Here is a 15,292-nt window from a genome sequence, read left to right on the forward strand (position 1 = left end):
GATTTAATATATCAGAAGCTAATGTTATTATTGTAAACGAATGACTGAACTTAACCCCGCGATGCAACTGGCCGCCGATTACCTGGAATTAACCAATACGGTTGTTTTCCTTACAGGTAAGGCGGGCACCGGTAAAACCACTTTTCTGCAAAATTTAAAACTCAGCTCAAAAAAGAAACTGGCCGTAGCGGCGCCAACCGGTGTGGCAGCTATTAACGCGGGTGGGATGACCATCCATTCCCTGTTCCAGCTACCATTCGGACCTCTTTTACCCGGTGGAAATGACCGGCCCGACGTTCATTACGGCCCGGAAAAAAAGGAGTTACTGGATAATTTGGAATTGCTGATCATTGACGAGATCAGTATGGTACGACCGGATGTGCTCGACCAGATAGACCTCATCCTGCGGAACGTTAAAGAATCGCCCCATCCTTTTGGTGGCGTACAGCTATTATTGATCGGGGATCTTTCGCAGCTGAGCCCCATCATCCGCGATGATGAATGGATGTTATTAAGTCGTTACTATGCGACCCCTTATTTTTTCAGCGCGCTGGCTATGCAAAAGGCCGCTTATGTCCGCATCGAACTGAACCATATCTATCGCCAAAAAGAACAAGCCTTTGTTGATATCCTGAATGAAGTGCGCAACCAGCAGATCAGCGAGGAAAGTTTAAGATTATTGAATGCCCGCTACGTGCCCGACTTTCGGCCAGCCACCGATGATCCCTATATTACCCTGACTACCCACAACAGCATTGCCCAACAAGTAAATACCGAATTCCTGGAAGCCCTGCAGGGGCAGGAATTTGAATTTGCAGCCACCATACGCGGCGATTTTCCCAAAGATGCCTACCCTACCGAAACTAAGCTTAAACTCAAGATTGGTGCGCAGGTTATGTTTGTAAAAAATGATGGTTCGGCCGAAAAGCTGTATTATAATGGCAAGATTGGTACCGTTAGTCGCGTTGAGGGTAATACCGTATTTGTTCAATGCAACTCTAATGATAAAGAGATTGAGGTAGAAGCCGCGGAATGGACAAATGTAAAGTATCAACTAGACGGTGAGGCTATCAGTGAAAGCAATTCCGGCAGTTTTGCACAGATCCCCTTAAAACTGGCCTGGGCTATCACTATCCATAAAAGCCAGGGCTTAACTTTTGATAAAGCCATTATTGATGTGAGTGAGGCTTTTGCTTCGGGGCAGGCCTATGTTGCGCTGAGTCGTTGCCGTACTTTATCGGGCATGGTATTACGTAACCCCATAAGCGCCCATAATATTATTGGCGATCCGGCGGTTATCCGTTTTAATGAGCAGGCTGCTTTGACTACGCCCGATGCAGACACATTCCGGCGCGACCAGGTGCTTTATGAAAAGTATTTGCTTGGCGAGTTATTTAATTTCGCTGCGCTGGAAACCCGGATCAAGGGCTTCAGGATATTACTCCCCGACCTGGAAAAAGACATTATCAGCGTTGCTGCCAAATTCACCAAACAGCTCAATACCGAACGCAGTGTACAGGCCGCCACTTATTTCCTTGAAAAACTGACCGCGGCTACCGGAAGCTTGCATCAACTGTTGCCAGACCTCATCGGGCAATCAAAAGAATTAGCTAAAAAGGCTGATCAACTTATGGTTTGGTTAATGAACCGTATCCGGCTAATGGAATACTTCGCGCAGACTCCTTTTACAGCGGCCGCCTATCTGGAACAGACTAAAGACAAAGTTAAAACGCATGACCGCTCCTATCTGAAAGCTTTGAACGCACCGCCCAATGAAAAGCTTTACGAACAAATACTGGAGTGGCGGGAGAGAATGGCCGTCAAGGAAAACATCATGCCTAACATGGTACTTTCTGAAAAGACGATGCTGGCTATAGCAGAAAAACTACCGGATACACTTAAAGCGCTTAGCAGCATCAAAGGCATTGGGATGCAGAAAGCAACGCAATACGGACCGGAACTGATCGGTTTGATCCGTACCTATCAGCATGAGTTACAAAGCCCCGGAACCGAACAGGTTAGTTTGTTTTAAGCCAGTGGGATTGATCTAAAATCTTTATTTAATAAAGGAATGTACGCCTGATGGCTTAATTTTTAATATATCGCCTTTTTTATCAAAATTCAGGCTATCTAAACATAGCTCTCTCAGCACGTACTGCTCTTTTTGCGGATGGATGCGATGATATAAAATATAATATTGATCTTTTTCTTTAAAAACAGTGTGATGCCCTGGCCCCAGAGTGGTACTATCTGGTGAGGTAGAAAGTATCGGGTCATGTGGGCCTTCCGTCCATGGCCCAAAAGGTGTGTTACCTGTTGAGTACATGACCTGGTAGGTGCCGTCGATAGCTTTTCCATAAGAGTACATCAAATAGTATATGCCGTTTCGCTTTAGCATATGAGGCGCTTCAAAATAATGGGGCGGTGTGATATCTCTTGGAGCGCCATCAAAACTTACCATATCTTTTTTTAGTTTAACGGCCATACAGTGCCCGTTTATCCAGTTAAACCCGGAGCCCCAATACAGGTAGACATCGCCGTTATCGTCAATAAAACAATCCGCGTCGATATTGTGCACCTTTGGAAAATCGGTTTTGGTGATCAGGGGCGAATGATCAGTCTTCGCGTTTTTCCAGGGACCAAGTGGATGATCGCTTACTCCCGCCCAAATCTCGCTGCCTACGGCTACATACATGTAAAACTTTCCTTTGTACTTCCGTACCGATGGCGCCCATACCATGGCATCGCCAGAAGTTGCACTTGTACATGCCTCTTTAGTAGGCCAGTTGATATGCCTGCGCACAAACGTTTTAAAATCCCGGGTTTCTAAAACCCCAAGTTCCCTAGCACCCCAGGGATCAATGGTAGCATAAATATAATATACCCCCTTATCCTTCACCACCGTTGGATCGGCATAATATCCTTCTGTAATAGGGTTTTTAATGAATCTATTTTGTGCCGGGCAATTGAAGGCTGTAATAAATAACAGTAGAAATAAAGTCAGCGACGTAATTGGCTTGTTGTGTATCATTCTTCCAATAAAAAGTGTTTAAATTACACTTAATTTTCAATAAATAAAACCATTCCAGTTTGCATAAAAAAGGCTTGTTGATTCGCCCCGAAGGGTTATCAAACAAGCCTGTGTATTTTTTAATGTGCTATACTTCAGATACTGTTACCAGCCTGGGTTTTGCTTAATGTTTGGGTTAAGCGTAATCTCCTGTGTTGGGATGGGCAACAAGTACATTTTATCATTCCAGCTGCGGGTGGTGGTGCCGGGGTAGATACGGATATAGTTATTGGCATCAACAACTACGTTGGTCACATCCTTATTTTCGGCGGCATATTGCGTACGCAGCGCAGGGGTAAGTTTCATACCCAGAATAGTGTTGGGGTTATTGATCAGCGTACCCGCATGCCACCTTTTGATATCATCAAAACGGAAACCTTCCGATCCCAGCTCCACACGGCGCTCACGACGGATCTCGTCAATGAGTACCGGAAGCGTTGGAAAATTCGATTTAGGATCTTTAACCAGGTTGGCGATGATCATATGCGGCATACCCACCCTATCGCGCAGTTTATTGATGGTATTGTCAATTACTGTTTGCGTGGCCAGTCCAAGCTCGGCTTTCGCTTCTGCCTCAATCAGCAATACCTCGGCATAACGAAAAATAAAGAAATCATAAACAGACGCATTGGCGTTCCAGGCTGCCAGGCTGTTGGAACGCCCCTTTATTGGCTGATAACCGGTTGAAGTTACTGTAGTACCGATACGGGGCAGGGTGATCAGATCGCCGGCCAGGAAATCGAAGCCCCGGGTTGCTATCTGTTGTTTATAACGTGGGTCGCGGTTGGTCGATTCGTTTTCGGGTGTATCATCACCTTTATACAACGGGCTTAGCGAGGTTGGCAATCCATCTGAACACAAAATAGAGTTTACAAAATCCTTGCTGTAGCCATCACCAGCCTCGCCCAATGAACGGTCGATACCATTCATCAATATACTTTGCAGGTAGCGCATCGGCAATATCGCTTCAGGATTACCCTTTAACTCGTCTTGTATAAATAAATTATAATAATCTGATTGCGGGTTACCGGTGGTGTAAAGCTTATACAAGCCCGAGTTCATGATCTGCTCGGCGGCGTCACTGGCGGCCTGCAGGTAAGTGGTTTCGTCGCCCACACCAAAGTATTTGCGGTAAGTGCCTTCCCATAAACAAACGCGTGCTTTCAAAGCCAGGGCTGCATATTTACCCAAACGGCCATCGGCAGGTGTTACCGGCAGGTTGTTTACCGCAAAGTTGATATCTTTTAATACCGAATCCATTACCTGTTTGTGCGGCATCCTTGGGCCGTACAGTACAGATTTGGAGGTGTCAACAATATAACGGTTTACATAGGGCACATCGCCAAAGGCTTTTACCTTTTTCCAGAAATCATTGGCCCTGAAAAACAGGGTTTCGCCTACGTAGATGTTTTTAGTGGCATCGGGCAGGGCGGCTTTTTGATAATTGGCCAGGAAGAAATTGCAAGCCCTGATGAGCGCAAAATCCCAGTCGGTACCAGATTGGTTAACATTTACGGTACCACCAATATTATTGGAATCAAAATTTAAGGTAGTACTGCCCGAATAATTATGCGTAGCCGTGCTGGGAACGGTGTAAGTACCGGCCAAAAGAGCGTTGATACTTGCATTAGCTTTATCGTCAGAGTTATCGTCCAGCTTCAAAAAGTTTTGAATGGTTAATGCCGGGTAATACTGGTTGCAATACAATTGCAGATCGGTTTCATTTTTGAAAAAATTCTCCGGGATGATATCACTCTTCGGTGTGCGGTTAAGGAAGCTTTCCCGTTTACAGGAAGCAACCATGCCTAATGCGGCACAAGCTATATATAGGATATATTTATTTTTCATTGTTGTAATTTTTAAACCCATTTAATTATTATGCTTTGATTAAAACGAAGCCTGCACACCAAATGACAATGATTTGTTAAGCGGATAAGTGCCAAAAGATGTAGCCGTTTCCGGATCATAGCTTTTATTGAGCGAGGTAAAGGTGAATAAGTTGGCACCTGTTACATATACCCTTAATTTTTGCAGCTTAATATTTTTTACCATCATGGCTGGCAGGCTATAACCCAATGTTAATTGCTTAACCCGCGCATAACCGGCATTCAGGATATACTTATCCTGAGCCTGTTCATTACCGCCGCCACTAAACCTGATACGCGGATAATAAGCGTTGGTATTAGTAGGTGTCCAGTAATTGGTGGTCATTTGTGATGGGATACTGTATTCATCATCTCTGAAAGCATAGAACACATACTCATTAGGATAAAAATCCTGTTTTAATACTCCTTGTATAAAGGTGGCAAAATCAAAGTTTTTGTATGACAGGTTGAGGTTAAACCCGAATTTGTAATGTGCCGTGGTGTTGCCTATCAGCTTTTTATCGCCCATGTTACCCAGGGTATTGTTACCATAGTTTATCTTGCCATCGCCGTTAAGGTCTTTATATTTGATATCGCCGGCAAGCCATTTGTACCCGGCCAGGGCAGAGTTATCTACAGCGGCAGCCTCTGCATCGGTTTTATAAAAACCATCATTCACATAGCCGTAGATATTACCCAGGTCCTGCCCCTGTATAAAATCATTGATGCTGTTGGTTGGGTTACCGTTATACTTGGTTACACGGGTGTTGGAAGTATTTGACAGACCCAGCGTTAAACTATAGTTCAACTCATTGATCTTGTCTCTCCAGTTCAAACTAAATTCCCAACCATGTGAGCTTACATTGGCCGAATTACTTGGCGGAACCGGCGCGCCCAGGGTTGATGGTAATTGCTGTCCCGGTACCAATATGTCTTTAATATTGGTAACAAAATAATCAAACGAGCCGTTCAGCTTGTCATTAAACAAGGAGTAATCCAGACCCAGATTTTTGGTTTGTACCTTTTCCCAGGTAAATGATGAGCTTACCAGGCCCGGCGATGCTACCATAACACCTTGCTGGCCGTTCAGCAGGTAATTAACCAAACCTGTTTGTTGTACAGCTATATAAGGATATTGATAGGCCGATGAAGCAACGGAGCTGGCCAGCATATTCAGCATCTGCCCGGTTGAACCTACACCCGGTACCAATTGATTGGGCAACTGACCGTATGACGCCCTTATTTTTAACTGATTCAAGGTACCTTTAATGCCTTCCATAAACGATTCTTCGGCCACATTCCAACCTATTGAGGCTGAAGGCGAGAATGAATAGCGGCTATTGGGCTGGAAACGTGATGTACCATCATACCGGGCATTGATCTCGACCAGGTATTTATTATCATAAATATAGTTCAATCTTGAAAAGGTACCTACCAGGGCATATTCGGTCTCTACGCTACCCACCTGCGGCTGAGGGTCATTATTGATACCCGATGCAGGCAGGTTAGGATCGATGAGGTTTTTAACCAGCGTACTGCCTAACTGATAGTGTTGATATTCCTGGTTGTAACCTACCAGGGCCTTAACGTAATGCTTGCCAAAGGTGTTTTCATATGTGGCAAATGCATTTAAAGCGTTGTAATTATTGTTGGTTTTGTTTTCGATAACCTGCGATGGGTTTGTCCATGGATAAATATCCAGGAACGCGCCATTAACCCCATACTCATTAAATGGTATCAGGTTGGCTTTGCGGTTATCGTTCAGTGCATTCCAGGTGTAATCTACATTTACAGATACGTGGTTGATGGGTTTGATCACCACGCGGCCTGTTGTCCAGAAATCATTTTGCGAGTCGATATCCCTGCCCGACAGCGCATTAACTGCCAGCGGATTGGTGTAATTACCCTGACCGGCAAAGTTACCATCGGGGTTATATACCGGCATTACCGGTGGGATGTTGGAATACAGCCATGCACCGCCCTGGTTTATACGCGTTGCTGCCGGTTGGTTATTATCGGTATGCGTCATGCTCATGTTTAAACCCAGCGTTAACCATTTGGCCACGTCAGAGTTAACCTTTATGGTAGGGGTATAACGCTGATAAACCTGGTTGGCCGATTTCTCTAAACCATCCTGTCTGAAATAACCCATGCTACCCAAAAACGAAGTTTTACCTTCACCACCCGAAACCGATACATTGTGCTGCTGCTGCGGAGCCCAGCCTGGGTATAGTACTTTTGTCCAGTCGGTATTACCCACATAACGGTATCTTTTTGGATTGCCCGGATCTGGGTAACCGGTAGGATTATTTGCCGGATCATTAAAATAAGCCGTAGCCATGGTAGAGTCGAGCGCGGTAAATGGTGTGGTTGAATACCCCCCGCTTTTTAGACCCGTGCGGTTAGCTTCATTAAACATTTTAATATACTCCAGGGAGTTTACCTGCTGCACCAGGCGCGTAGGTCTTGATATCGTGTACGAACCCGAATAACTAACCTTTGTTGGCCCGGCTTTGCCTGTTTTGGTGGTGATCAGGATCACGCCATTGGCTGCCCTGCCGCCGTAAATAGACGCGGATGCAGCATCTTTCAATACCGTTACGCTGGCCACATCATTCGGATCAATCAGGTTAGGGTCACGGGCAACACCATCAACCAATACCAATGGAGTTGTACTCACCGCCTGCGACGACAGGTTAAGCGTGGTACCACCACGTACGTTGAATGTTGCAGCTGTACCCGGTTGGCCACCACCAAGACTTACATTTAAGTTTGGTACAAGACCTTGCAAGCCATCGCCCAGGTTTACCATTGGGCGGTTCTCTAATTTGTCGCTGTTTACTGTGGCTATGGAACCTGTTAAGTTCACTTTCTTTTGCGTACCGTAACCTACTACGACAACCTCGCTTAGTTTGCTAAGATCTGGTTGCAGGTGTACGGCCATAGATGCTGACCCTACGGGCAATTCAACAGTTGTAAAGCCAATGTAGGAGAACACCAGGATGGCTTTGTTATCCGGCACATCCAGTTTAAACTTACCGTCGATATCGGTAATGGCCGCCCCATTAGCGCCTTTGATCTTTATGGTTACGCCAGGCAATGGATTGTTTTTTTCATCAAAAACCTGACCGCTCACCGGGATAGCAACAACCGCTGCTGCCGGCTCATTTGCCTGTGCTGTCTCCTTTTCCTGTAAAAGGATAGTTTTGTTAACCAGTTTATAGGTTAGCTGCATATTTTTAAGACATGCGCTCAAGGCCTCATCAAGCGAGGCATCTTTTACATTAATGGATACATTTTTATTGCGTACATCTTTTGAGTCGTAAAAGAAAACATAACCGGTTTGCTTGTTAATGCTTTTCAATACTTTTTGAAGGGGCGCATTGGTTTCATTAAGGCTGATCTTTTGACTGAACGCGCTGGCGCTGCACTGCAGTAATCCTAAGAACAGAATAAAGGTGGTCAATTTCATAACCAGGAGAATTTTTTTAAGCAGCCGCTGTTTACGGCCAGCTATAGAAAAAGCATTTAAATTCATACTTTTGATGAGTTTGGGTTAATACTGATTAAGCTTCGCATTTTTTCCTTTTGGGGAACGGGTTGGCTCAAATGTTTGCGTATTCCGATTGCCGTCGGGGTACGCTTTTTTTTGAACTCCCTTGTTGAGGTGGTCTGGTTAAGACATTTGTAGTATTTTTCTTTTCATTTTAAATTAATTAGGTGAATATTCTGTTATGGTGTTATCACTATGGTGTTCCCATCTATCCGATAGTGAATTTTTTTAAAGCTTAAAATGTCCAGGATCTGGCGGGCAGTAACATTTCTGGAGATTTCGCCCGTAAACTGCCGCTGCGGAATGCTGCCCTCATATTTCACTTCCAGATCATACCAGCGGGTAAGCTGCCGCATCACGGTACCTATATCGGCATCATTAAAATTAAAGAAACCGTTTTTCCAGGCCACGGCCTCGTCGGTATCTACTGCATTCACCGTTACCTGGCCGTGTTTTAACTGCGCCTGTTCGCCGGGCTTTATCGTTTTGATATTAGCACCGGCTACAATACGTACACTGCCCTGCAGCAGGGTGGTCTTAACTGCCTGCTCATTATCATAAGCATTGATATTGAAATGCGTGCCCAACACCTCAACCATCTGCCCGTTTGATACCACCCGGAAAGGGCGTTTCTGATCATGGGCAACTTCAAAATAAGCCTCGCCGGTCAATTCTACCTTACGTTCCGAACCCGAAAACTCAACCGGATATTTAACCGATGAAGCAGCATTCAGCCAAACCCGTGTACCATCGGCCAATACCAACTGATATTGCCCGCCGCGCGGGGTTGCCGCCGTATTAAAAAGCTGTTGATTTTTGAGATGATCTGCCCCCTCCTGTTTCGCGTAACTGATTTGCCCGTCGGCAGTTTTATTGATAAGGGTACCACCTTCATCAGCTACTTTACCCTTTTTAGCATCGTTTAGCTCTATTTTGCTGCCGTTTGAAAGCGTCAGGATCACTTTGTTGCTACCGGGTGCAAAATCATGTACTACCGGCTTAGTAGCAGCAACGGTTTGTGGTGTTTTTTGCCTGTGGTTTAAGGCATAAATACCGGCCAGTATCATTATAATTACTGCCGCGGCTACCAACCGGGGCCACAGGCGTGTATGGCGAGGTGCGTTAATATCGTGCAGCAATGCATCCAGGCTTTGCTGCCGGTCGTGTTCCATAACATCGTCGGTCAACTCATCAGTCTGGTCATCGGTTTTCATGTGCAGGTACCAGGTTTCTACCCAGGCTTTTTCTTCTTCAGAAACCTGTCCGTTATGGTACCGTCGTAATAAATCTTCTGCGTTGTTTTTATGCATGGTCTATACAGGATATAGCGCTTGATCATACTAAAGACAACTCAGCCCGGCGGAGGGAGTAGACGGAATTAAAAAAAAATCATAAAAAAATGCGTACCCAGCTTAACCCTTAAAATTTTAAGGGAATTGTTTACCTGTTTACGTACCGTAAGCGGACTGATGTTGAGCTCATCGGCTATTTGCTGGTGCGATAGATTGGCATTGCGGCTCATTTCAAATATGCGGCGCATTTGCGTTGGTAGTTTAGCAACTTCTGTCTCTATAAGCTCGATCAGTTGTTTTATCCTCACATTTTCATCGGGCTCCGGCACTTGATTGTTATCGATAAAGCTTTGAAGCGAAGCAACATAATCAGATTTGATCTTATGATGCTTATAAATATTCAGAATCCGGTTGCGGACGGCGGTATACAGATATGCAGACAGACTTGTACTCAGGTTAAATGCGGTCCTGTTGTGCCAAATAGACGAAAATAGTTCCTGCAAAATGTCTTTAACTTCTTCCCGGTCCTGTAATCGCTTGTAAGCGTGCTTGTATAGTAAGGGATAATACCGGCTGTGTATTTCTGAAAAAGCGGTCACGTCGCCCTTCCTGAGTAAAAGGGTCAATTCTGTATCTGAAAATAATTCATAAGAACTCATTGGGACCACACAAACACAATTGGTGTTAAATAAACAATTATAGGTATTTTTTCTTTACATTATTAAATTGTAAAATTTATTTTACGCGTTGATTAAAAATTACCTTAAAAAACGCCCCATTTATTGGATAGAAATTTTGGATATTACCTATAGAAAATCAGCCGTTAATCTGTAGCGTTTACACCAGTTTATTTTGATTATACTTATCCAATGCCGCCAATACTAACCGATCTTATTATCAAAGACTTGACAGTGATCTTTTGTGGGATCAATCCCGGTTTAAAATCGGCATGGGATGGCCACCATTTTTCGGGGCGAAGTAACCGTTTCTGGAAAGTTTTGTACCAGGCGGGTTTTACGCCATATGAAATTGAAGCCCTGAATGATGCCACTATTCTTGATTTTGGTTATGGACTGACCACTGCCGTGGCAAGGGCCACATCCCGGGCAGATGAGCTTTCAAAAGAAGAGTTCGACAATTCCATCGAAACCTTTAAAATCAAAATGACGCGTTTTCAACCTCAATATATAGCCTTCCTCGGCAAACCTGCCTACATGGCTTTCTCCGGAAAAAAGCAGATTATGTGGGGACATCAACCCGAGGATTTCTGTGGGGCTAAAGTATGGGTGTTACCAAACCCCAGCGGCTTAAACCGGGGGTTTACCCTTGCCGATCTTATTGTACATTACCGGCAATTGCTCAATGCGATAAAGATTGATACGCTACATTAATAACAGCCCGGTTTATCCGACAGCTAACTTTATTATAAGAGGTTTCCCGATATCATTTCATTCAGGAAACCTCTCATGCATTTAAAACCGGGGCAGAAAAAACTGCTTATCAGTCACCAACATTTGCTATCAAAGATGCAGGTATAGCTTTTTTGTTTACAACTACCGATATGGTATTTATGGCAAAATAAGGTATGCTCACATATAAATAACCGGCAAAAGGGCTCGCACCTTTACCCCATGAATTTTTCACTATAAAGTACTCATTACCTTTGCTGTCTTTAGCAAGACCTGTTATCTGCATCAGGTGATCATCCTGGGTAACCTGTCTGTCAAACAAATCCTGGCGAATTTCGGCCGTTGGTGTTTTCTCCGTAAAAGTTGCAAAATCTTTTGATTCGTCGTCCTTATCAACCCATTTGGCAAACCCTTTTTTCATCTGGAAACCCTTATTACTTACATCGGCATCCCAGGCTACGGTATAACCTTGCATTACAGCTGTTTTAACGGTTTTTATAAATTCATCAAGCGGTAAATTATAAAACATGTTACTGTTATAATTATCCGGAATTTCGATAGCAAAAGTGGTATTGTAAGGGTGATGCTTGAACGAAGTTAGCCCTATGTAGCCCGAAAGTTTAAGCGGAACAAACTCTGCCGCATACGATTTTGGCGTATAAGTTTTCCCGTTATAGCTAAAAGTTGCCGGTGGAGTCCCAAGGTAGCTGTTTAAAATTGATTTATAGTTTACTTTCCAGGCTGCTGGAATGGTATCAGGATTATTCTTCAGCAAATCATCCAGGTAAGCTTTCAATTTAGCTTCCATTTGCCCATCGTGGTTTAATACCGTATCGCGGCCAACACCCGGGTAAATTTCTTGTGGCACGGAGCCAAAGTTATCGGCAGCAAACATTACATCCTGCTGTATGCCGCCCTCGGTAAACCGTGTGTTACCACGCCTGCGAATGTACTTTTCGGCTTTATCTATATATAAATTATATACCGTGTACACTTCAGATAGGTCCGGGTCTTTTTCCTTTTTAGAAAGCATTTCGCTTTCCACAAGCGACGTGGTAGCAAAACACCAGCAAGTACCGGAATTGCCTTGATTTTTAACCGGTGTTGCCTGGTTATTTTTGAGAATTGTAAACTCGGGCTTTGGTGTTGCCAGATTGAGTTTAGTGTTTGGTTCCTGGGAAAATGCCACTAAAGACGTAGCGGAAAGTACCAGAAATGAAGCTATTTGTTTCATATTTTATTGTAAAGGAATAAATGTATTAAACAATTCAATTATAAAGAAACTAAAAACGATTTAGTCTATCAGTCGGCCCCAGTCATCTACGTTAAATTGGGTAAAAAAAATGAAGAGATCATGAAATGAAACGCATAAATTTATCCGCGTAACAGCAAAATTATTTCCTAAAATTTTTAACCTTATGCTAAAACTTTCTTTCAACCTGCTTTTTGTCGTTGTTTTTTTGGGTATACTCCGGTATTTCGCAGGTACTTTTTTACAAGAAGATCAATCACAAAGTAAGCATCCTTTGCTAAATCAAAGCCAAGCATCAACTATCGGGCAAAGAGATACCTCACATGGGCCCGATGGATTAACCATTGCCCGGTTTGCCGGCCCGGATCTTACCCCAAGTCCGGCATGTATTGCCACAGCGCCAACCGGTGAGGTATTTGTTGGTGTGGATATGATAGGTTCCTTAGGCAAAACTCCCGGTAAAGGGAAAATCATCAGGCTGGTTGATAGTGACAATGATGGCAAGATAGACAAGCATACAGAATTTGCCGAAGTTGATGATCCACGCGGTATCCTGGTAATGGGCGACCAGGTTTTTGTAATGCATACCGTATTTTCCAAAGAAACAGGCAAAGCTACAGGCATGAACCTGGAAGTTTTTACAGATAAAGACCAGGACGGTATTGCCGACGGGCCGCCAAAACCGCTTATTGAACATATCAGCAATGCCCACATGCTGGCCGAACGCGGTACAGACCATGCTACCAATGGTATACGCATGGGTATCGACGGCTGGATATATATTGCCGTGGGCGATTTTGGATTTCATGATGCCGTAGACCGCAGCGGTAAAAAATTAACCATGCTGGGCGGCGGCATCGTTCGGGTACGCCCCGATGGAACCGAGATGGAGATCTACACCCATGGCACCCGGAATATTTATGATGTCGCTATCGATCCTTACATGAACGTTTTTACCCGCGACAATACCAATGACGGTGGTGGTTGGAACATCCGCTTTTCTCATCACATCCAATCAGGCGAGTACGGGTACCCGGTATTGTTTCAGCACTTTACAGATGAGATCTTACCGGCTCTGGTTGATTTAGGTGGTGGATCGGGCACGGGATCTTTATTTATGGACGAACCTACCTGGCCAGAAAAATACAACCACGTACCCATGACCGCCGATTGGGGACGAAGCGAATTGTATATCAATCGTATAAAACCCGATGGCGCCAGCTTTCAGCAAAAAGAAGAAGAATTTATCCAGTTACCGCAAATTACAGATTTGGATGTGGATGGATCCGGAAGGCTTTATCTATCGGCCTGGGATGGCGCCGGTTATTCAGGCGATGCTGCCAAGGGTTATGTGGTAAGAGCCGTACCTAAAGATTGGACCTACAAAGCTTTCCCTGATCTTAAAACAGCTTCTGCAAGTGATCTGGCAAACTTATTGAAATCGGCAAGTGCCGTGGCCAGGTTAAACGCGTCCCAGGAGCTCCTTGCTCATCATGCTGAAGAGGCCGGTAAACTATCATTAGGGATCGCTAACGATGCAAGCCTGCCGTTATATGCGCGCGTAGCTGGTGTTTACACTTACGCCCAGGCTACCCGTGAAAATGGCATACCTGCGTTAGTGCAGCTTACTAAAGATAAAGATCTGAAAGAATTTGCGTTAAGGGCATTGGCCGATAGAAAGCCGGGCATTCAAAACGTACCTATTGAGCCGTTTTTAGCCGGATTGAAAGATCCATCTGAACGTGTTGAAGCAGCAGCTATCGTAGGTCTGAATCGTCTGGGGAGGATAGCCGCGGCGCAGGCCTTATTGGCAACACCGGTTCCGGCTTCCTTTGTGGCGCCAGCCAAAAACGAAGAAGGCCCTCATGCCAAGCCGAATTCGCCTATTATACTGCCGCACCTTGCGGCAAAGGCATTGGTGAGCATGAACGCGGTTGATGCTTGTGTAAATGCCATCGGCACCCCAAACTCAACCCTGGCTTTATGGGCTTTACGGTATATGTATGATGCGAAAGCCGTTGATGGTTTAATTAAAGCCTACACCAAAGTGAAGGATGATAAAACTAAAAAACAGATACTCGTAACCCTGTCACGCCTTTATAAAAAGGAGGCTGATTACGATGCTTCCTGGTGGTGGGGTACCAGACCAGATTCGCACGGGCCAATTTACAAAGGGGTTACCTGGGCTGGTTCAGTTCAAATTGAGCAGTTTTTAAAATCCCAATGGACAAAATCGGGCCCTGCTGGGAAACAATTTTATGCCAATTTAAATGCCCGCCATCAAATGGGCATAACAGCATTTGGCGGCGAAGAAAAAGCTACTACCCAGAAAGAAGTTAAGATCGACCTGGCCAAGATCACCAATAAAAAAGGCCAGATCGGAAAATCCTCTATCGAGGATGTGATGATCATGATCGCTAAAATAAAGGGTGATCCCTTAAAAGGTAAAGCTCTTTTTGCTCGCCAGGGTTGCATCGCCTGCCATAGCCTCACCCGGGGCGAAAAGCTGAAAGGACCCTTTATGGGGCAGATAGGCTCGATCATGACCAGGCAGCAAATTGCGGAGTCGGTTCTTAAACCCAACGCTTCCATTTCGCAGGGTTTTGCCACCATTATGATATCTGCCAAAGGAAACAAAAACTATATGGGCTTTATTACCGAAGAATCGGCACAAAAAATTGTGATGCGGGATATAACCGGCAATGTATTTACCATCAAAGCTGCTGATGTGATCAGTCGTAAAGAATTAAAAACCTCCATGATGCCAACAGGTTTGGCCAACGCGTTATCGTACGAGGAATTCGCTTCGCTCATTACCTTTCTTTCCCAACAGAAGAATTAAATTATTTGT

The 15,292-nt window shown here is 44.6% G+C and carries 9 protein-coding genes; 3 read left to right on the forward strand and 6 right to left on the reverse strand.

All coding sequences use genetic code 11. The features are described from left to right. Positions 1-40: 40 nt before the first annotated feature. Positions 41-2,032: an HRDC domain-containing protein gene (locus FHW89_RS22985; RefSeq protein WP_172337394.1), complete on the forward strand. Its 1,992-nt coding sequence runs from the start codon at positions 41-43 to the stop codon at positions 2,030-2,032. Between the two features lie 24 nt (positions 2,033-2,056). On the opposite strand, the gene FHW89_RS22990 is transcribed toward FHW89_RS22985, so the two are convergent. The 5 genes from FHW89_RS22990 to FHW89_RS23010 all read right to left on the reverse strand — a co-directional run bounded on the left by FHW89_RS22990 (position 2,057) and on the right by FHW89_RS23010 (position 10,406). Further along, positions 2,057-3,031, reverse strand: a complete 975-nt coding sequence (locus FHW89_RS22990) for a family 43 glycosylhydrolase (RefSeq protein ID WP_172337395.1) — start codon at positions 3,029-3,031, stop codon at positions 2,057-2,059. 144 nt (positions 3,032-3,175) lie between these two features. Next, the gene (locus FHW89_RS22995; protein WP_172337396.1) at positions 3,176-4,918 is read right to left on the reverse strand and encodes a RagB/SusD family nutrient uptake outer membrane protein; all 1,743 of its coding nucleotides are present in this window, start codon (positions 4,916-4,918) and stop codon (positions 3,176-3,178) included. Positions 4,919-4,957: 39 nt separating this feature from the next. Further along, the gene (locus tag FHW89_RS23000) at positions 4,958-8,473 is read right to left on the reverse strand and encodes a TonB-dependent receptor (RefSeq protein ID WP_172337397.1); all 3,516 of its coding nucleotides are present in this window, start codon (positions 8,471-8,473) and stop codon (positions 4,958-4,960) included. 194 nt (positions 8,474-8,667) lie between these two features. Then, positions 8,668-9,798, reverse strand: coding sequence for a FecR family protein (locus FHW89_RS23005; protein ID WP_172337398.1), 1,131 nt, complete (start codon positions 9,796-9,798; stop codon positions 8,668-8,670). A 68-nt stretch (positions 9,799-9,866) separates the two neighbouring features. Further along, entirely contained in the window at positions 9,867-10,406 is a 540-nt protein-coding gene (locus FHW89_RS23010; protein ID WP_253952304.1) for an RNA polymerase sigma-70 factor, read from the reverse strand. A 243-nt stretch (positions 10,407-10,649) separates the two neighbouring features. On the opposite strand from FHW89_RS23010, the gene mug reads away from it, so the two are divergent. After that, the gene (gene mug, locus FHW89_RS23015) at positions 10,650-11,171 is read left to right on the forward strand and encodes a G/U mismatch-specific DNA glycosylase (protein WP_172337400.1); all 522 of its coding nucleotides are present in this window, start codon (positions 10,650-10,652) and stop codon (positions 11,169-11,171) included. Positions 11,172-11,280: 109 nt separating this feature from the next. Here mug and FHW89_RS23020 read toward each other — a convergent pair whose 3' ends face one another. Next, positions 11,281-12,423, reverse strand: a complete 1,143-nt coding sequence (locus tag FHW89_RS23020) for a C1 family peptidase (protein ID WP_172337401.1) — start codon at positions 12,421-12,423, stop codon at positions 11,281-11,283. A gap of 184 nt (positions 12,424-12,607) precedes the next feature. On the opposite strand from FHW89_RS23020, the gene FHW89_RS23025 reads away from it, so the two are divergent. Next, on the forward strand, positions 12,608-15,283 hold the full coding sequence (locus FHW89_RS23025; protein WP_172337402.1) for a c-type cytochrome: 2,676 nt from the start codon (positions 12,608-12,610) through the stop codon (positions 15,281-15,283). Positions 15,284-15,292: the final 9 nt, after the last annotated feature.

This window comes from Mucilaginibacter sp. SG564, assembly GCF_013149275.1.
Classification (GTDB): domain Bacteria; phylum Bacteroidota; class Bacteroidia; order Sphingobacteriales; family Sphingobacteriaceae; genus Mucilaginibacter.